Here is a 19775-nt window from a genome sequence, read left to right as displayed (position 1 = left end):
AAAGGATCCTTTTCACTCTTCACAATATCGTAAAATTAAACTGTAATTAATTTTAAAAAGTTGGTGATCAACTATGCATACTCACGCTGCTTCTCAACAGACCGGCACGGAAACAAAATTAGGACCAATGGGAATCGATTACAATCAAGACCCGTTCATTGTCATTTGGGAAGTAACACGTGCATGCGAACTGCGCTGTCTTCATTGCCGGGCGGATGCTCAAGTCGAGCCTCATCCGGAAGAATTGACACCTGCTGAAGGTATTGAACTGATCGATCAAATTTATGCGATGAATAATCCGATGCTCGTATTCACCGGCGGGGACTGTATGATGCGCAAAGATTTATTCGAACTCGCGGATTACGCTGTTAAAAAAGGGATGCGCGTCTCAATGACACCAAGTGCTACGGATAATGTAACGCAAGAAAAGATGGAAAAAGCGAAAGAAGTCGGCTTGTCACGCTGGGCTTTCAGTTTAGACGGACCGACACCTGAAACGCACGATCATTTTCGCGGCACATCCGGCTCTTTCGACTTAACACTTGAAAAGATCAAAGCATTAAAAGAACTTAATATGCCTCTGCAAATCAATACGGTTATCTCGAAATACAATGTCGATCAATTAGAACAAATGGCTGAACTTGTTGAAGAACTGGACGTCATTATGTGGTATATTTTTATGCTTGTGCCGACAGGGCGCGGTCAGCAGGAACACTGTTTATCAGCCGCTGAACACGAGAAAGTCTTTCGCTGGCTTTATGAATTAAACAAAACCTCAAATTTTGATATTAAAACAACCGCTGCTCAGCATCACCGTCGCGTCGTCATCCAGCAAAAAGCGAAAGAACAGCTGATTGACAAGGAACACATTCGCTATGCTGATGCCATTTCTGACACGGCTTCGGAAATCGACGGACTAAAACGGGCGCCTAAAGGGGTGAATGACGGGAACGGTTTCATTTTCATCGACCATAAAGGCAATGTTATGCCGAGCGGCTTGCTTCCGATCGAGGTGGGGAATGTCAAAGAATCATCGCTTAAAGAAATTTATCGGGAATCCCCGGTTTTGAAAGCTATCCGCAACCCTGATAATTATAAAGGCAAGTGCGGCGTCTGTGAATACCGCTACGTTTGCGGCGGATCACGATCAAGAACTTATGCGGTCACCGGTGATTATCTCGGCAGCGAACCGTATTGTGTTTATATTCCGGCAGCTTATCGAGATTGAGAAGCGGATGAAAAACGGCGATGATTTTCGCAGAAAACTTAACGCTTGACTCCTTTTCTTTACCGCTGTACACTGTGCTAAAAGCAAGAGGAACAGTGGTCTATGACACTTTACGCGTAAAAGGATGATAGTATGATAGATAAACAATCGCCGATCCCGATTTATTTTCAGCTTGTAGAAAAAATTCAAAAAGAAATTGAACAAGCAATATTAAAGCCGGGGGATGTCCTTCCGTCCGAACGAGAGTATGCAGATACCTACGACATCAGCCGCATGACTGTACGGCAAGCTATCACAAAACTTGTAAACGATGGTTACGTGCATCGAAAAAAAGGAACCGGCACGTTCGTTAACGAATCCAAAATTGACCAGCCGCTGCAAGGATTAACTAGCTTCACTGAAGATATGCGTGAACGCGGCTTTGTGCCGAGTAATCGAATGCTGTCTTTCCAGGTGCGCGAAGCTTCGGACTATATTGCCGGAAAACTTAACATTGCTCTCGGCGCACAAGTTTATGAAATTGAACGGATCCGCCTTGCAGATGATCAGCCGATGGCTTTAGAAACAACTTGGGTTCCTTGTGATGTTATCACCGGTCTGACCGAAGAAGTGATTTACGATTCGCTGTACAATTATATCGAAAGTAAACTAGGGCTCGCGATCGGGAGCGCTTCGCAAGTAATTGAATCGTCCATTGTGAACGAACGCGAAATGAATTTGCTTTCGCTCCCCGAAGGCGCGCCTGTCTTATTAATTGAACGTATGACGTTTCTTGCTGACGGACGTCCCTTTGAATTCGTCAAATCAAGGTACAGAGCGGATCGATATCGTTTCCGTATCCAAATGAGCCGCTCATAATAAAAACCTTCCTGTAAACAGTGCAGGAAGTTTTTTTAAATCTCCAATTTTTGCGCTGAACGCCGTATTTCATACTCCTCTAAACAGCCGAGTTCATCGTTGATTATTCTTTCCATTTCCTCTAAATCCGCGCGTTTCGGGGCCGGGTCAAAAGCGGACCATACAGCCATAAACGTAAAATAGTAGCCCGAAACAAAATGGAGAATGACGGTTGATCGAGGATATACTGAAAACCAAGCTTTCACTTGACCGTTTTTGCTGAATTTCCAGTCTAACAAGTTCATGCTGTTCACTCCAATAGGTAAATTCAATATACACCTTACCTAAATGTGAACAGCGGATCAAGCAGTTTGCTTAAAGTGCGAAATTTCTGCATTCGTTTACTGTTGGCACATTGCAATAAAACTGCGGAATTCATTGATGGCGTCCGCTAAAAAGTCAACGGTCCCCTGATCGGTTAACCGGCCGTTTTCATCCATAATGTTATGCACTCTGCCGATAAATACTTCTGGCTGCGGCATTACATAAGCGCCGCAAGCTGCCAGCACTTGACGCATTTGTGCCTGAGCAAATCCGGTACCCATTCCGGTTGGCGAAGCTCCGATAATCATCACCGGCTTTTTATCAAGCACGTTTTCATTCGCGATGCTTCCCGCCCAATCAAGTGCGTTTTTTGCCACCCCGGGCATAGCGTGCGAATACTCCGGTGTTACAATAAACAGTCCGTCTGCCTGCTTGATTTGATCTTTCCAGCGTTTCACTTGTACAGGATCGCCGCCGGACTCTAAATCAGCGTTAAACAAAGGAAGCTCGTCAAACGGATGTATGTAAACATCATTCTCACGCTCAGCAACAAAGTTTAAGACATTTTTGTTAAATGACCCTTTACGTAAACTTCCAGCAAATCCTGCAATATAATAAGACATTGTAACCCCTCCATGAAAGATAATATTTATAACAGCGGTGTTCCCTTTCCCGAAAAGGAAAGGGAACTTATCCGTTAAACGGATTTATCGAATCTTTCTCCGCGGTCTGTAAGTGAATTTTCAATAAGTTTTGCTTGCATAAGCTGCTGTTTCTTTTTTAAAGAGGCGTGCAAATAAGCCTTTGGTTTCTCATGATTTTTTAACGCTTCGTGAAACTGAATCCTTTCAACTGCGGAAGGTCCTTGTATTAACGGCATAACACTTGGCTCTCTTCCGGCATAAACATTATTTTGATCATAAGTAACTGGCGGAATATATCCCATAGCCATCACCTCGTACTCATCTATACCCTTCCCGCAGTCCTTTTAATCATGACAAAAAAACACCACCTTGCATTAAGGTGGTGTTTCATAAATACTTTTTACATTAAGCCGATTGTGCTGTAGCCGCCGTCAACATGCAAAATTTCTCCAGTGACACCGCTTGAAAGATCGCTCAGTAAAAAGAACGCCGATTTGCCGACTTCTTCTTGTGTTACCGTACGCTTTAACGGCGCATGATCCTCCATTGCCTGGAGCACATCATTGAACCCGCCGACACCCTTAGCTGAAAGTGTCCGAATCGGGCCTGCTGAAATAGCATTCACGCGAATGTTTTCTTTCCCTAAATCATTAGCCAAGTAGCGGACGCTGGCATCAAGACTTGCTTTGGCGACGCCCATCGTGTTGTAGTTTTTAACAACTTTCTCGCCGCCGAGATACGTTAGTGTTATCACCGATCCGCCCTCGGTCATGAGCGGACGTGCTTCTTTTAAGACGGCTGTCAGGGAATAAGCGCTGATGTTTTGAGCATTTAAAAAGCCTTCCCGGGTTGCATTTAAAAATTCACCTTCCAGCTCAGCTTTTTCGGCAAACGCGATACAATGGGCAATTCCGTGAATCACACCGACTTTTTCGCCGATTTGCGCAAACGTGTCGGCAATTTCTTCATCACTTGATACATTGCAAGGCAATACCAAGTGTTTGTCAGCTGATGGAAGCTCACTGACGAGGTCTTTAACATTTTTTTCAAACCGTTCCCCGGCGTAAGTAAAGATCAAACGGGCGCCCGCTTGATCGAGGGTCTCCGCAATTCCCCAAGCAATGCTCCGCTTATTGGCAACTCCCATGACGACGTAAGTTTTATTTGATAAATCCAATTGCATAAATGTTCCTCCTCTATTCGACAAGCATTAGTAGCTGGTCATAATTTTACTTTATAATAATTTAACCGTCAATGACCGTTCGTTTGATCCGGGAATAAACTGCAGGTTGTAAAACGCTCGGGCAATGCAGAAGTGAAATAATGCATCTCGTTTGTAAACGGGTGGATAAACGCTATTTGCGATGCATGAAGCAAGTGAGCGTTTGAATGATAAATCGATCCGCCGTACAGCTTGTCGCCAACGAGCGGGTAACCGAGCCAGGCAAAATGTACGCGTATTTGATGGGTTCGTCCAGTGAATAAAGACACATTTACTAGCGAAGCTTCATTCATTACCGCTGCAGTTGCAAAAGCTGTATGAGCTTCCTTCCCGCTTTCATCGACTTTTCTTTCGATAATACTTGAGTCTTTCCGCGCAATCGGCGCATGAATCATCCCGTTGAACCAGCAGATTTCCCCGTGCACAAGCGCCGTGTACTGTCTTTTCACTTCCTGCATCCGTTGTTTCTTCGCGAACTGATCATGAGCATAACGGTGTTTAGCGACAATCATTAATCCCGAGGTTTCTTTATCGAGGCGGTTAACCGCATGAAACGTAGCCGGCCAGGCGGTCCGGCTGTAGTAGGCAAGGACAGCTCCGGCAACGGAATCAGCTTGCCTGTCTCTCGACGGGATCGTTGAAATGCCCGATGGTTTATCAATCACAAGCAAATGCTTATCTTCATAAACGATCGATAAATCAACAGATGACTGAGGAATAAATTCACTGACAGGTTCAGGCGGAAAGATCACTTTCACCCGATCGCCGGCAACTAAATTGGACCGGACAGTGCTCTGTTTATTATTTACAAGCAATGAACCTCCGGCAAATTTTATATCCGTCAACAGCCGGCGTGAAATATCTTTCTTCATTAACAAATACGACCGTAAATTCAAGCCGTTGTCTTCTTGAGACACCGTCCATTCCATCGAAATTTCATGATGTCTCATTCTGCAATAAACGACTCCTTAACACGTTTCCAAAAAGGAAACGGACGAAAACGGGCAAAGCGCACTCGCTCATCAGCTACTCTGCACTGAATCGATTGAATATTATCTTCATACAAATTGTAATGGTCTACAGTAACCCGGAACTGATCGGCATACTTCGGCTTCATAAAACATGTATGGTGCTGAGGCAAAACAAGCGGTGATCCGATTGTCCGGTAAACCCGATTATTGATCGATGCCATCTCGGCAAGCTGAATTGAAGAAAGCGACGGATGCAAAATCGCTCCTCCCAAAGCTTTATTATAAGCCGTGCTTCCGGAAGGAGTGGAAATACAAAGCCCGTCTCCCCTAAACGTTTCAAAAGCATCTCCTTTAATCTCAATGTCCATCACAACAGAGCCTTCCATACTTTTCACGGTACACTCATTTAAAGCAAGATAACGATCTGATAAACGCTCTCCTTGATGACGGATCGTGACCTCGAGAAGCGGGTACTCAACAACTTTAAACGGCGTTTTAGCAATGTGAATGACCAGCTTTTCGACTTCGTCCGGCTGCCAGTCTGCATAAAACCCTAAATGACCGGTATGAACACCGACAAAGGCAATTTCATCAAGACGGTCTGTATATTGGTGAAACGCCTCAAGCAGCGTGCCGTCCCCGCCGACTGATATCACAATCTCGGGTGACTCTTTACTCTCTTCCATCGCAAACTCTAACAAATAATGCCTGATTTTCTCTGTTAATAAATTAGAATCATCATCTCCGCGAGACTTCACAAAAAACTTCATCTGACCAACTTCCTTTCTGCCATTCTCATCGCGGCGGGGAGTTCTTTCGAAGCGTCTCCTGTTTTTCAGATATGATCTGCTGCGCTTCCTGTACTTCACCGCGGATTTTTGACATCTCCTCATCAAGCAAATAGGCTGCTTCGGCTGCCTTTTGCAGTCTTTCCTCGATTTCTTCCGGGATTTCACCGGAATATTTATATTGCAGCGAATGTTCAATCGTCGCCCAAAAATTCATCGCCAGCGTTCGAATTTGCAACTCGATTAAGATCGGTTTTTCCCCGTCGATCGTCTGGACCGGATAACGCAAAATCATATGATATGAGCGGTAGCCGCTGCGCTTTTTATTTTTTATATAATCTCTCTCTTCCGCTATTTCAAAATCTGTTCGCGCTTTAACTAATTCCACGACTGTATCAATATCGCCGACAAATTGGCACATAATCCTCACACCAGCAAGATCCTGCATTTCGTCTTCGAGTTGATCCAGAGGAATATTTTTTCTTTTCGCTTTTTCGAGAATGCTTGATACCGGTTTTACTCGGCCTGTAACAAATTCAATCGGCGTGTGTTTCGACGTTAACTGATATTGATCTCGAATACCTTTCATTTTTATTTTCAGTTCCTCAACCGCCTGTTTATAAGGCGTCAGCATAACATCCCAGTCAATCATCTGCGATCACCACCCTCACAACACTTTTCTATGTATATTTTATCATATTATCTCTTTGCGTCACCGGCTCTTGGCATTTTTAAGCAGTTTGCGTTCCTCCCATGAATATGGAATAATATATTCGACTATATTAACAGCAGGTGACTCCGTTATGAACCAAGAAATTGAAATCGAATTTAAACAGCTGATCGACGAAAACACTTATGATAACATGCTTGACTATTTCCAGCATATGCGAACACCGATCGCAGAACAGACGAACCATTATTTTGACACTGCGGTATTCGGACTCCGCTCAGCTGGAGCCGCTTTGCGCGTTCGGAATAAGAACAGCCGCTGTATTCTAACATTAAAAGAGCCTCATGAAAAAGGTTTGCTGGAAACCCATCAAGAATTAACTGAAGAAGAGTTCATGCAGATGAAAAACTCAGGCACTGTTCCCGACGGCGATGTTGCGCATCGCATTGCGGATCTCACCGGATCCCCACAGCCGGATGTGCAATACCTCGGGTATTTGAAAACCGCGCGGAGTGAAGCCAAACTCGATGATGGTCTGTTAGTTCTTGACAAGAGCAATTATTTTGATTTCACTGATTATGAATTAGAATTTGAATGCAGTGATGAAACAGAAGGAAAAAAAGCATTTGAACGCTTGCTCCAAGATTGGCAGCTGGTAAGAAACTCGCCGCGCAACAAGATCGAGCGTTTCTATCAGGCGAAAACAGACCGCGATGATCAAAGCAAATAAGTAAAGGAGATATCGCATGAACCAGTTCTTCATGAATCCGACCGCATCCGGTGCAGCTTCAGCTCCATTTCAGAGCGGTTTTGCATCGAACGAATCAGGACTTAACGCAATGTCCGGTCAGCATACTTCTTTCTTTAACGACTTTTTGCAGCAAGAAATGAATATCCTGCAAAACCGCAATCAAATGTTGATCAATCAATTACAGCATACGCCTGTTCTCAGCGCGGGACGATCGTCTTTTATGCTCCCGGATCTGACTGACCTCCAATCAGCCGAAACGAAAATAACGGCCCCCTCTCAGCCCGCTATTAACAGCGAGGTTAAAGATCATGAATTCACTTCTTTAATCGAAGAGGCTGCTGCAAAATATCAAGTCGATGAATCTTTGATTTACAGTGTGATCGAACACGAATCGGGTTTTCAAACCGATGTCACGAGCCATGCCGGAGCAGAAGGATTGATGCAATTGATGCCGGCAACGGCTGAAGGCCTCGGTGTTTCCGACAGCTTCAATCCTGCCGAAAATATCGACGGCGGCACACGGTATTTAAAAAACATGCTCGAACGGTTTGACGGTAATGAAAAACTTGCTGTGGCTGCTTATAATGCCGGACCAGCCAATGTTGATAAGTACAATGGTGTCCCGCCGTTCGCAGAAACTGAAGCTTATGTCCCCCGTGTTATCGATACCGCCAATGCCAGGCGTAACGCCTGATTTGGACCTGGGATGTTAACACCTTGCATATCGAAGCAGTCAGTCTGCATACAAAAACAACCGTTTCTTAACGGTTGTTTCTTTATAATCTCTTTTTTTCCATGGAGCGTCAGTTCGGATTTGTTGTCATCTATACCCCTCCTTGCTACAATGACGGTACATTAACTAAAGAGGAGCTCAACATGACGAATCAACCTGTAACAATTTTCGATCATCTCGGAGAAGAAAACCTTCACAAACTCGTTGACCAGTTTTATGACCGCGTCAGTGCTGATGATGAATTAACTGAATTATTTCCGGATGATTTAACAGAAACAAGAAGGAAACAAAAACAATTTTTAACACAATTTTTTGGCGGCCAGCCGCTTTATACTGAAGAACACGGACACCCTATGCTCCGGGCGAGACACATGCCCTTTAAAATCACCGAAACGAAAGCTCAAGCCTGGCTGGCTTGTATGGCTGCTGCACTTGTTGACACCGGCATTGAAAAAAATGTCCGCGAGGCAATGTTTGATCGACTTTCCCACACAGCCAAACATATGATCAACAGTACAGATGATGAGACTATACGACGCTGAATTGGGGGAAGATCCGATGGCGAATAACAGGTACATGTACGTATGTGACGACAGTCAAGGTGCTTATTGTCCGACTGATCCGTCGTCATTTTATACTACTGAAGAAAGACCGGTTGAAATTTATTTATTTATCGATCCCTTATGCCCGGAATGCTGGGTGATCGATCCGATTATAAAAAAATTGCAAATGGAATACGGCCATTATTTAAGGCTCAAAACCTTTATCGGTATATCACCGGATAAGTCCTCCTCTCAATCAGGAAAGAAGTTACAAAACCGTGTTCAAGACATGGCGAATTCCTACCATGAAACAGCTTGCCGGACCGGTATTCCGTGTGAAGGCGATGTGTGGTATGAGAACCCTTTAACGACACCTTACACAGCAGCAATGGCGATCAAAGCAGCCGAAATGCAAGGTAAATCAATCGGTTCTAAATATTCCCGGCGGATCCGTGAAGCGTTATTTTTGAAAAAGAAAAATATTGCAGATAAAAACGTTTTAATTGATTGTGCCCGTCATATTGACGGTATGGATATTGAAGCTTTTGAAGCTGATTTAGCTTCTGAGGAACCAAAGAAAGCTTTAGAGTCTGATATGCAAACAACAAATGATATGAATATCGACACTGTCCCTTCGATGGTGATTTTAGGAGAAGATCCTAATGAGCCCGGAATAAAAATCAAAGGAAATTATTCGTATTCAATTTATGTTGATATTCTTGAAGATTTGCTCGGGAAACCTTTAGAAAAATGCCCGCTGATTTCAATCGAACAGTTTGTGTCTTTTTATTCCGTCGTTGCGGAAAAAGAACTCGCCATTATTTACGATTTATCGATTGAAGATGTTCGGCATGAATTAAAAAAATTACAGCTCCGTTGCTTAGTAGATGAAACAAAAACAAAGCACGGATCGGTTTGGCGAACATTAGCACCGTGTTATTAACTAATTTAATAGATTAACAACACAAAAAACCAGGCGGGGTCGGCCTGGTTTTTTGTGTTCGGAATATTGTCTTTTGTCTTGAAAGGAGGTGTCCGTCAAGGGGTAAAGACGTCACACATATACAAGGGGAGTTATGTGATCCCTTTCACAATTTAATAATAACAACTCTGCCCCCCTTCGCGCAACAATTAGTGAAACAGTTCACAAATGTGTCAAAATATTTGCGCTGATGATACAGCGCTTTCTTGAGATAAAGCCGGACGAGCACGCTCATCCGGCTTTTATAACAGTGATACTTTTCCCCTGTCATGATTTTATCTGTATTTGACTTTCTTCAGCTCTTCATTCAGATTTTCACGGCCTTCGGGGTATTCACTCCCAAAAACACTGTCTTTACTTCGCAAACATTAACTGTTCGAGCTCGTCTAATGTTTTTTCAAAAACATTGAGAGCTTTATTGACCGGATCAGGAGAAGTCATATCTACCCCTGCCTTTTTCAATACTTCAATCGGATAATCTGAGCTCCCCGCTTTTAAAAAGTCTGTAAATCTGTTTACAGCCGGCTCTCCTTCGCCGAGAATCTGTTCTGCCAGCGCTGCTGCCGCGCTATAGCCGGTGGCATACTGATAAACGTAAAAATTCATATAGAAATGCGGAATTCTCGCCCATTCCATCATAATTTCATCATCGATGACGAGCTGATCACCGAAATATTTTTCATTAAGCAAGCGGTATTCGCTGCTCAAATTATCTGCCGTCAACGGTTCGCCGTTTTCAGCCATATCATGAATACGCTTCTCAAACTCAGCAAACATTGTTTGACGAAACACGGTGCCGCGAAATCCTTCAAGAAATTGATTCAGCAAATAAAGACGGCGTTGTCTATCAGTTTCCTTCTCATACATATAACGGTTCAACAATGCTTCATTCGTAGTTGAAGCGACTTCTGCGACGAAGATCGAATAGTTTGCATACGGAAATGGCTGGTGCTTTCGGGTATAATAACTGTGCACAGAATGTCCGAATTCATGTGCGAGTGTAAACATATTTTGCACATCATCTTGCCAGTTCATAAGAATATACGGCTTTGTTCCGTAAGTGCCAGAGGAATATGCGCCGCTTCGTTTTCCTTCGTTTTCATCTACATCGACCCACCGGTGATTAAAACCTTCTTGAACAATCGACGTGTATTCTTCACCTAAAGGTGTCAATCCTTTTAAAATCTCTTCTTGCGCCTCTTCGTAACTTACTTTTATATTCACATCTTTGACAATCGGCGTGTACAAATCGTACATATGCAATTCGTCGAGCTCAAGCGCCCGTTTTCGAATGTCGACATAACGGTGGAGGAGATGTAAATTATTATTCACTGTTTCAATCAATTGATCATAGACAGTTTCAGGAATATGATTTTTACTTAGTGCTGCCTCTCGTGCATTTTTATAGCCGCGAACATTCGCTTGAAAAATATTCTTTTTCACTTGCCCGCTTAACGTGCTGGCAAATGTATTGCGGTATTTTTCATATGTCGAATACAGACTTTGAAACGCATCTTTTCGTACTTGACGATGATCGCTCTGCATAAACCGCAAAAACCTTCCGTGGGAAACTTCTTGATACTCCCCTTCTTCATCCTTAATTTGCGGAAATTTTAAATCAGCATTATTCAGCATACCGAACGTATTCGCAGATGCAGCTGTTACTTCACCTGCTTGCGCCATGATTGATTCTTCCTGTTCGGACAAAACATGCGGCCGCTGTTTGTTTAACTTTTCTAAAGCGTGTTTGTAAACATGCAGCGCCGGAGTTTCCTGAACAAACGCTTGAACGGTTCTTTCATCAATCGCCAAGATCTCCGGGGTTATAAATGACGATGCCTGATTCGCATTTGTAACAAGCATTCCGGCGCGATCATGCAAACCTTGATAATAAGAATCAGCTGTGTCTTGATCATTTCTCATTCGAGCATAAACAAAGAGCTTGCCTAATTTTTCAGCAATCCGGTCTTCATAAATTAACGCATCGGCCATCTGTTCCCCTGATTTATGTAATGTCCCCCGAAAACGTTCGAGCTCCGGGAGCATCGACTGAACTTCCGCAAACAACGCTTCCCATTCTTCATCTGTCGCAAAAATATCTTCTAAATCCCACGTTCTTTCTTTCGGAACCTCTTCTCGTTTCGGCAGTGCTGCATTCGTCATTTATATTTACCTCCGCTTTAATTGGCTTTTTAATACTTCTTATTTTACTGATAATTCGATCTTCATTTCAAGCATTTGCTTTTGCATATTGTTTAAAGCGCGATTCGGTTCGGTTCAAAACGTAAGCATCATCATCGAGCAGTGTTGTCATCGTTTTTTTCACAGTAACATGATGGATAACTTTGTACACCCCGTTAAAATGACGCTGCAATGCCCCGAATTCGCAGAGAACGTCTAAATACTCACGCAACAGCGGCCTTAATCGGTCGCGGGGATGAACATTATTGGCAGAAACCGTAAATCCCAAGTCAGGTAAAGAGCGCTCAATTTTATAAGAGAGCTGTCTCAGCGTAAGAGCTGTTCCCACAGGCGTCCGGTTTAACACAGTCAGCACGAACCACGTTTGCCAAAGATGCGGAGCTGTTCTCATTGTATACTGTGTAAGAAGAGGAATGTTGCACAAAGCAGGGAAACAGTTTAAATTGAGCTGAAAATTTTGTAATTCAGAAAGGACGGTTCTTTCGGCGGGAGTTATACGGAGGTATTTTTGTGTGCGTTTAAGATAAGTTTCCCTTTTCCAGATCTGTAAAAAGGATTGACATGTATCAATGTCGATTCTTTCGGGAAGCAAGCGGCCAGTTCGGCTGAAAAGAATATCAGGAGAGATTTCAAATGAGTGATCAGTGCGGCGAATCAGGATTTTCCGGGGTTGAATAAACAAAAAAGCGGAAATGAACACCCACTTCATTCGCTTGACATCTAAATACAGTGCATGAGGAAGAGGTTTAAACGAAACGCACAAGCTGTCGAGCTGTTCAAACGAGATCAGTTGAACAGCGGATTTCGGTACACCAGGAGGTTTTAATCCGATCCAGATCGGGTTGTATCCGGCTCTTAAGTAGTCTGTTGTCCGCGTATGAAACAATTCCGGCGCGATGGCAGACCGCTGAAATTCAATCGCCTGCATACGTTTGCCAATTTGCACAGCAATATCAGCGCGGCGGCACGTTCCCGGTACAGCCGCTTCGATCTCCGGGACAAAACCGTATCGCTGCAGCCATTTTTCTGTCATCCGTTTTGCTGTCAGATGTTCAGCACTCTCATTTCTTGATTGGTTTTCACCGTTATCTTTCAAGACTTCAGCTCCTTTTTGCTAACTATAACAAAACAGGAACGTATGTTCAATCTTATTTCCGTGAAGCCGTGGAATATATCATAAAAAAACCGGTCGCTTTCGACCGGTTTAGTTAAAATTGTTTTGAATTGTCGGCAAGGCATCTTTTTCTAAGATCGTTTTACCGTATTCTTGTATGCGGTGAATCGTTACATCTGATTCTTTGCCGTACTCTAATACGCGGCTTAGCAAGTTGTCTTGTTCCTCATCGGAAAACTTTTCGTCAAGCACAATATAAACAAAGTACGTGTTCTCAAAGAAATACAAGCTTGACTGCACGGAGTCATCGATTTGGTGACTGAGCGAAATAACATCTTCAAAATCAGCGAATTCAATGACTGCACTAAGCACCCCTTCTTTCGCGGCAGTGCTGCTGTCATCGCCAAATTGCTGGTCAAGCATGTCAACGATATTATTGTCAACGGATTGATCATCTGCGCTTTCTTCCACCGGAATATCCAGACGCACGCTTCCATCATTCATTTGCCCGCGTGTAACAATCACTTCCAGTCCTTTTTCCAAAGCTTGTACTTGCACCCATAGCGGTCCGTTCATCTCGAATTGATCTTGATCGTTCACTTCGTTCATCATTTCAAAAAATAACTCTTCGCCGCGTTCCCGGCTGTACCAAATCTCTTCTTTGTCAAAACCGCGCATTTCGATGTCAGTATACGTTATATAAAATTTAATGGTTGTTTCGTTGATTCTTTCGATTTCCATTCGTTCTCACCCTTTCGCGAGATAAAAATCCTCTGTGATTAATCCATTTGGCAACAAAAGATAATCTGCTTAGTTGTTTGTTTCTGACAAACTTCCTCTGCCAACTGCCTTGCTTACTTTTCATTCTACCCGATTTCACCGCAATGTTAAAACGATCTGTTTAATATTTTCGACTTCCTGCAGGTATTTTGACCCTATTGTAATAGAATACGAGCCAAATGAAAAGGTGTAATTCTTGAAACAGCAATACTTTTAAAAATTATAAGAAACAGACCTTCCGATGACTGCGTGGAAGGTCTGTCATTTTATTCATTTACGAGCTTTTTTGTTGCTTCCTGCAATTCAAACGTACGTACTTCCCTGGGTAAAAAGCGGCGGATTTCTGCTTCATTATAGCCGACTTGAATTCTTTTGTCATCCATAATGATCGGGCGGCGCAACAGACCTGGATTATCGCTGATCAATTGAAATAAATCCTGCAGCGGCATCATATCTAAATCCGTTTTCAACTCTTGATACACTTTCGAACGCGTTGAAATAATCTCATCTGTGCCGTCTTCGGTCATGCGGACGACGTGTTTAACTTCTTCGACGCTTAACGGTTCGGAAAAAATATTTCTCTCTTCAAATTCAATGCCGTGCTCTTCCAGCCATGCCTTGGCTTTGCGGCAAGATGTACAACTCGGTGAAGTGAGCAGGGTTACCATTATTTTCGCCTCCTTAAAATGTATTGCATGAGCATTTATCAGCTGATCACTAAGTTCTTATTTATAATTAATATTATACGATAAAAAGTATAACTTGTATATGAGTTTTCAAAAAATTATGCAAGTGTTAAACGCTATGTACAGCTTTCTGTTCTTACTGGCTAAGATTCCCTTCTTCCGTCTTTTTAAACCTTGAAATTATCAACGGTTTTCTTTACAGCTTTTTTGATTGCTGTTCAATATATTGTACGCAAAAATGATCCGAAAAGTTTCAGGAATTTGCTAACTATATCACATTTTCAATTAAAAAGGAATATTATCATTCTCAATAATAAATGCGGTCTCTGCATCGCAGACACCGCATTTCATTAAGCTGAATGTTTAAAAGGAGCCACCGGCGGTTTTCTCGGAGAAGGGGAAGGTTTTTTATTCAGCTCACCCCATTTACGCTTCATGAATTCTTTCCAAAGTAATTTTTTTCTGCGGCGTTTTGATCTGCTTGACATTCCGATCCTCCTTTCTTTTTGCAATTTAACTGCAATACGGATGATCGTCAGCTGCTTCTACGAAACCATTCCCTTTTGTCAAAGCGGTTAAAACATGAAGAAACAAAATTAATTCTCTTAAGAACTGCCGATAACAAACCTCCCCGAAAAAAACGGGGAGGTTTCAGAAGTTCATCTAATCTTGTTATTGCAAGTCTTCCTCATCTAAATCGAGCATATAATCGACACCTTCAGTGTAGTTGTTGCTCGCATTCCATAGGAGAAACTCATGAATGTCGTTATCGTATAACGCTTGAATTTGTGCTTCAACCTCATCGACGCCGTAATTTTGATAATTGCCTTCGCCAAGGTAAGAAGCGGTAAAATCTTGAATCCACGGACGGGAAGTCGGCTGATCATCGAGGCTGTTCAGAAGCTCATTTTCGCGCTGAGCATATTCATCTGTGATTTCATATGGATGAAGATCCGGTTTATCAACGCCGAAATGAGGAGTCCAATGGCTTGGATAAATCATCGAGGACATCACTTCTGCCGCTTCAGCAAGCCGCCCGAAATTTTGCCCGATCCCCGGTGTTTCTTCGGTTGTAATCGCATATCCGAACACATCGACGGAAACATCGACATCGTATTCTTGAAGCTCTTCACGGGCATATTCTACAAAATCCGTTACCGCATCCACACGGCGGCGAACGTTGTTTTCCGGAGAATCTTCATAATCTCCGGTGCCGTATTCCAAATCTTCATCCATATTTTCAAACCCTTCCGGGAAGCGGACATAGTCGAACTGAATATCCTCAAATCCCATCTCAGCCGCTTTTTTCGCTACATCAACATTGTAATCCCAAACTTCTTTTAAAAATGGATTTGTAAAGGCTTCACCGCGGGAATTTTTCCACACCTCGCCATTTTCTTGAAACGACAGATCGGGACGTTTTTCAGCGAGTTCCGTATCTTTAAAAGCTACCACCCTGGCAATCGGGTAAATATCATTATCTTCTAACTCGGCCATCATTTCGTCCGGATCGGCTATCCAATTTCTCGCTATTTCATAAAAAGGTTCATCTTCATCCGGAATAAACGTGACGTACCCGTCATCTTCTTTCACATCAATGACCATCGAGTTCAATGCTGTATCATTCACCAAGTCAAGCATTTCGTCGAACCGGCTTCCTCCGGCAGTGTGGCCAGTAACAAAAATGCCGCGGACAGCATCAGGGTAATTGAAGTCATAACCGGAATCAAACGAAAATCTACCTACACTGCCCGGCCACTCCCGCGCCGATAATCCCAAGTGTTTCTCTAAATGCATCGAAGCGCTGCGAACTTCAACGTCGCCTGCTTCCGCTATGTAATCGATCGAGCTCATACCTACTACTATCATTCCGGCTGCTGACAGCATCCGTATACTTTTATTCATATTCATTTCCCTTTCTTTCTGAAATAATGCGCAGAAAAATACTGCAGTCATCTAAGTTGTCATTCATCGCTATTAAATTATACAATGAGAGTAAGATTTTTCCTATGATTAATTATGCCTACTATTTTCATTGAAAAAGACCGTTTGACACAAATAATTTCATTCCTTATAATTTTGAACAATATTATATTTTACAGTTTCAGGAGGGATCATATGAGCAGGTTGACGCTGCTGGAAATTTATGAACATCCGATTGCGCAAAAATATGTTCATAGATCCGGATTGGCCCATGCGATTTCAACAGCCTATTATGCTTACCAATTCGCTATTGAATACAATGTTAACCCTGACCTTGCTGTCAAAGCTGCTTTCCTGCATGATATGGGACATTATACATGGTATGTTAACGGCGAATGGGATTACGATTTATATAAAGAAAATGATATTCATCCGATTAAAGGAGCTGAAAGAGCGCACAAACTATTAATTCGACTGGGCGAAGACCGAGTTCGCGCAAAAGAAATTGCACTGGCTGTTCTTTTTCACACCGATTCTTTTTTGCCCGAGTCACCAATTACCCGCACCCCGCTGCAAGAAGTAGTCGCTTTAGCGGATGAAGCCGACGAAGAGCCCGACGGAAAACATCATTACCGTTATATTTCTCCGGAACGCGCCCGAAAAAAAATTGCAGACTTAGACAGAAAAATTGAACGTACACTCGACCATTTCTATGATGAATCGGCGGGAGCCCCTTAACAGGCACTATGAGGAGAAAGTTGCCTTTTTATTCGGCGCATGCTACAGTGAAGTCAACCTGAATTTTGCTTATAAAAAAGGGGAGTAGCGGACCAACCCGGTTCATAAATCGTCAAGACAGTGCTTGGGCACTCGGTTTATGAGGCTCTTAATTTCTTATCATTTTCAAAGAGCTCGCAAGACCTTTTTACGAAAGATACAGTGCGGTTAAACTGTATCTTTCGTAAAAAGGTCTGTTTTTTTTGAGCGTATTTTACTCTGAAGGCGGTGCAGACATGATTTATATCGGTTTTATCCTGGCTGCGGCATTTACTGTCTGGTCCGCGGTTAAACTGTCCAGTTTTGCCGATGTTATCGGAGAAAGGACTTCGCTTGGCGGAATGATGGCCGGCACTTTGCTGTTAGCCGGCGCTACGTCTTTGCCGGAAGTGACGACATCTCTTACGGCCGTTTACGTTGAAAACCCGGAAATCGCTGTAAGCAACGTGTTTGGCAGCAATATGTTCAACATTCTTATTTTAGCAGTTTTCGATTTCGTTTATCGCCGTAAGATGATCATGTCGCAGATTGACTTCGCACAAGGACGCACTGCAATCTTATCATTTTTGCTCTCCGTTTTGATAATGACTGCTGTTTTAACTGCCTTTGATAAAAATATCATCAACATCGGCGTTGAAATGTTTATCCTGTTATTATTGTATATTGTCGGCATGAGAATCATTTCGCGAAAACAAACGTCTTTAAACGACCTCGCAAAATCAGCAACTGAAAATTACCACACTCGTGCGATTTCATTACAACAGGCAAAAAAAGGTTTTTTCATTTCAGCGGTCATTATTTTTATTGCTGGTTCTCTCTTAACGGTAACAGGCGATGCAATCGCTGAAGCAACCGGGTTAAGTTCCAGTTTTATCGGCACTTTTTTAATTGCCGGTGCAACAAGTTTGCCTGAAGTTATCACGGTTCTTGTCGCCATCCAGTTAACGAACTACCAGCTTGCCATCGGAAACATCCTCGGCAGCAACTTGTTTAATCTGTTGATTCTTATCGTGTCAGACATCGCTTACAGAAACGGATCGATATTAACAGCTGTTGATCCTGCGGTTGCTTGGACGATCGGGGCCGGCCTTGTGCTTCATCTCATCGTTTTAAGCCAATTCTTTGCGCTGAAACACAATCTCATACCAAAAACTGCGTACGCTTTACCTTCCACTTTGATTATAATTGTTTATCTGATTGCCAGTGCTGTCATTTTTACTTTCAGCTGAACAGGCAATTGAAATCCGCCTTCTGCCAACGTATAATAAACGTTGGCAGAATGAAAATTACATGATTGAGCAAAACTTGCTTCAAGCGGACACGAATCAGTTCCAGCTAAAACGATTAAAATTTAAGAGATGAACGACCGACGTTTTTGAAAATCATTTTCTATGTACCGTTATTGCTGACGGCTGTTATTCGAATGAAAAGAAACGCCTTCAAGGACGCTTTCATATAAGCGTCTGCTCGGCACAACGTCCATTCATCTCTGACTGGAGATCCGGATGGACTTTTTAACGGCTTGCCGCTCCCTTTTGGCTGTCGTTACTCAAATAAACTCAGTACTTATTCACAGAAAGCAGGGATATTCATGAAGCGTATATTTTCAGGCATTCAGCCGAGCGGAACGCTGACGCTCGGAAACTACTTAGGGGCGATGAAACATTTTGTTGATCTGCAAAATGATCACGACTGTTTTTTTTGCATCGTCGACCAGCATGCGATCACCGTGCCGCAGGACCGCCTCGAACTGCGACGAAATACAAAAAGTTTAGCCGCCTTGTACATAGCTTCCGGAATCGACCCGGAGCGTTCAACACTCTTTATTCAGTCCGAAGTTCCAGCGCACGCTCAGCTTGCCTGGATTATGCAATGTGTCAGTTATATCGGTGAACTTGAACGAATGACACAATTTAAAGATAAATCCTCCGGCAAAGAGGCCGTGTCGTCGGCATTGTTAACGTATCCGCCGCTTATGGCTGCTGATATTTTACTATACGGCACAGATATTGTTCCGGTCGGAGAAGATCAAAAACAGCATCTTGAACTGACGCGAAACTTGGCTGAGCGTTTCAACCGGCTCTATAATGACATTTTCACGCTTCCCGAAGTTCGGATTCCGAAGGTCGGAGCCAGAATTATGTCTTTGACTGAACCGGACAAGAAAATGAGCAAATCCAACGAAAATGCGAAAAGCTACATCTCTATGCTCGATGAACCGCAAGTAATCCGCAAAAAAATTAAGAGCGCAGTAACAGATTCAGACCAGCAAATCGCCTTTGATCCCGATCAAAAACCAGGAGTATCCAATCTTCTGACGATTTTCTCCCTCTGTACCGGCCGATCAATTGATGACTTAGTATTAGACTACCAAGACAAAGGATACGGTGAATTTAAAGCCGATACAGCTGAAGCTGTCGTTGCTGTACTTGAACCGATCCAAAAACGCTATGAAGAACTGATCAACTCCGATGAACTGGACCTCATTCTCGATAACGGCGCTGAAAAAGCGCAGGCAGCCTCGTATAAAATGCTGAAAAAAGCTGAAAAAGCTGTCGGCTTAGGCCGAAAACGGTAACTTCTGTCTTTTTTAGCGCTTGG

General features: G+C 43.1%; 21 protein-coding genes. 9 read left to right on the top strand and 12 right to left on the bottom strand.

What is annotated here, in order from left to right; genetic code table 11:
* Positions 1-73: 73 nt before the first annotated feature.
* Together EDD67_RS06030 and EDD67_RS06025 are read left to right on the top strand one after the other, a co-directional pair.
* Positions 74-1228 (top strand): TIGR04053 family radical SAM/SPASM domain-containing protein, encoded by a 1155-nt coding sequence (locus EDD67_RS06030; protein WP_242005997.1) that lies wholly within the window; start codon positions 74-76, stop codon positions 1226-1228.
* A 132-nt stretch (positions 1229-1360) separates the two neighbouring features.
* Complete coding sequence (locus EDD67_RS06025; protein WP_121439795.1) at positions 1361-2086, top strand: GntR family transcriptional regulator; 726 nt, start codon at positions 1361-1363, stop codon at positions 2084-2086.
* A 35-nt stretch (positions 2087-2121) separates the two neighbouring features.
* Here EDD67_RS06025 and EDD67_RS06020 read toward each other — a convergent pair whose 3' ends face one another.
* The 7 genes from EDD67_RS06020 to yjbM all read right to left on the bottom strand — a co-directional run bounded on the left by EDD67_RS06020 (position 2122) and on the right by yjbM (position 6666).
* Entirely contained in the window at positions 2122-2370 is a 249-nt protein-coding gene (locus tag EDD67_RS06020) for a hypothetical protein (RefSeq protein WP_093074551.1), read from the bottom strand.
* Positions 2371-2466: 96 nt separating this feature from the next.
* Positions 2467-3012 carry an NADPH-dependent FMN reductase gene (locus tag EDD67_RS06015; RefSeq protein ID WP_121439796.1) on the bottom strand — a complete coding sequence of 182 codons (546 nt, stop codon included), beginning with the start codon at positions 3010-3012 and terminating at the stop codon, positions 2467-2469.
* 74 nt (positions 3013-3086) lie between these two features.
* Entirely contained in the window at positions 3087-3341 is a 255-nt protein-coding gene (locus tag EDD67_RS06010; RefSeq protein WP_123875810.1) for a hypothetical protein, read from the bottom strand.
* A 92-nt stretch (positions 3342-3433) separates the two neighbouring features.
* On the bottom strand, positions 3434-4216 hold the full coding sequence (gene fabI / locus EDD67_RS06005) for an enoyl-ACP reductase FabI (RefSeq protein WP_093073688.1): 783 nt from the start codon (positions 4214-4216) through the stop codon (positions 3434-3436).
* A gap of 68 nt (positions 4217-4284) precedes the next feature.
* The gene (locus EDD67_RS06000) at positions 4285-5205 is read right to left on the bottom strand and encodes an RluA family pseudouridine synthase (protein ID WP_242005999.1); all 921 of its coding nucleotides are present in this window, start codon (positions 5203-5205) and stop codon (positions 4285-4287) included.
* On the bottom strand, positions 5202-6119 hold the full coding sequence (locus EDD67_RS05995; protein ID WP_121439797.1) for an NAD kinase: 918 nt from the start codon (positions 6117-6119) through the stop codon (positions 5202-5204). The genes EDD67_RS06000 and EDD67_RS05995 overlap by 4 nt, the downstream gene beginning before the upstream one ends.
* Positions 6022-6666 carry a GTP diphosphokinase gene (gene yjbM, locus EDD67_RS05990; protein ID WP_093073694.1) on the bottom strand — a complete coding sequence of 215 codons (645 nt, stop codon included), beginning with the start codon at positions 6664-6666 and terminating at the stop codon, positions 6022-6024. The genes EDD67_RS05995 and yjbM overlap by 98 nt, the downstream gene beginning before the upstream one ends.
* Positions 6667-6817: 151 nt before the next feature.
* On the opposite strand from yjbM, the gene EDD67_RS05985 reads away from it, so the two are divergent.
* The 4 genes from EDD67_RS05985 (at position 6818) to EDD67_RS05970 (ending at position 9653) form a co-directional block, all read left to right on the top strand.
* Positions 6818-7414 (top strand): CYTH domain-containing protein, encoded by a 597-nt coding sequence (locus EDD67_RS05985; RefSeq protein ID WP_121439798.1) that lies wholly within the window; start codon positions 6818-6820, stop codon positions 7412-7414.
* A gap of 16 nt (positions 7415-7430) precedes the next feature.
* Entirely contained in the window at positions 7431-8129 is a 699-nt protein-coding gene (locus EDD67_RS05980) for a lytic transglycosylase domain-containing protein (RefSeq protein WP_121439799.1), read from the top strand.
* A gap of 182 nt (positions 8130-8311) precedes the next feature.
* Positions 8312-8710 carry a globin domain-containing protein gene (locus EDD67_RS05975; protein WP_093073700.1) on the top strand — a complete coding sequence of 133 codons (399 nt, stop codon included), beginning with the start codon at positions 8312-8314 and terminating at the stop codon, positions 8708-8710.
* 16 nt (positions 8711-8726) lie between these two features.
* The gene (locus EDD67_RS05970) at positions 8727-9653 is read left to right on the top strand and encodes a ClpXP adapter SpxH family protein (RefSeq protein ID WP_121439800.1); all 927 of its coding nucleotides are present in this window, start codon (positions 8727-8729) and stop codon (positions 9651-9653) included.
* A gap of 393 nt (positions 9654-10046) precedes the next feature.
* On the opposite strand, the gene pepF is transcribed toward EDD67_RS05970, so the two are convergent.
* The 5 genes from pepF to EDD67_RS05945 all read right to left on the bottom strand — a co-directional run bounded on the left by pepF (position 10047) and on the right by EDD67_RS05945 (position 16379).
* Entirely contained in the window at positions 10047-11855 is a 1809-nt protein-coding gene (pepF, locus tag EDD67_RS05965) for an oligoendopeptidase F (RefSeq protein WP_121439801.1), read from the bottom strand.
* A gap of 67 nt (positions 11856-11922) precedes the next feature.
* The gene (locus EDD67_RS05960) at positions 11923-12990 is read right to left on the bottom strand and encodes a competence protein CoiA family protein (RefSeq protein WP_121439802.1); all 1068 of its coding nucleotides are present in this window, start codon (positions 12988-12990) and stop codon (positions 11923-11925) included.
* A gap of 108 nt (positions 12991-13098) precedes the next feature.
* Positions 13099-13749 carry an adaptor protein MecA gene (gene mecA / locus EDD67_RS05955; RefSeq protein WP_093073708.1) on the bottom strand — a complete coding sequence of 217 codons (651 nt, stop codon included), beginning with the start codon at positions 13747-13749 and terminating at the stop codon, positions 13099-13101.
* Positions 13750-14054: 305 nt separating this feature from the next.
* A complete protein-coding gene (spxA, locus tag EDD67_RS05950; RefSeq protein ID WP_093073710.1) occupies positions 14055-14456 on the bottom strand; it encodes a transcriptional regulator SpxA in 402 nt (133 codons plus the stop codon).
* A gap of 690 nt (positions 14457-15146) precedes the next feature.
* Complete coding sequence (locus tag EDD67_RS05945; protein ID WP_121439803.1) at positions 15147-16379, bottom strand: putative glycoside hydrolase; 1233 nt, start codon at positions 16377-16379, stop codon at positions 15147-15149.
* 213 nt (positions 16380-16592) lie between these two features.
* Here EDD67_RS05945 and EDD67_RS05940 point away from each other — a divergent pair, with 213 nt between their 5' ends.
* The 3 genes from EDD67_RS05940 to trpS all read left to right on the top strand — a co-directional run bounded on the left by EDD67_RS05940 (position 16593) and on the right by trpS (position 19752).
* The gene (locus tag EDD67_RS05940) at positions 16593-17135 is read left to right on the top strand and encodes an HD domain-containing protein (protein ID WP_121439804.1); all 543 of its coding nucleotides are present in this window, start codon (positions 16593-16595) and stop codon (positions 17133-17135) included.
* 275 nt (positions 17136-17410) lie between these two features.
* On the top strand, positions 17411-18403 hold the full coding sequence (locus tag EDD67_RS05935) for a sodium:calcium antiporter (protein WP_121439805.1): 993 nt from the start codon (positions 17411-17413) through the stop codon (positions 18401-18403).
* Between the two features lie 362 nt (positions 18404-18765).
* Positions 18766-19752, top strand: coding sequence for a tryptophan--tRNA ligase (trpS, locus tag EDD67_RS05930; protein ID WP_121439806.1), 987 nt, complete (start codon positions 18766-18768; stop codon positions 19750-19752).
* Positions 19753-19775: the final 23 nt, after the last annotated feature.

The sequence above is a fragment of the Salisediminibacterium halotolerans genome, from assembly GCF_003814815.1.
Taxonomy (GTDB): Bacteria; Bacillota; Bacilli; order Bacillales; family Salisediminibacteriaceae; genus Salisediminibacterium; species Salisediminibacterium halotolerans.
Note: the sequence above shows the minus strand (reverse complement) of the source record. Positions and strands in the feature narration are given on the sequence as shown.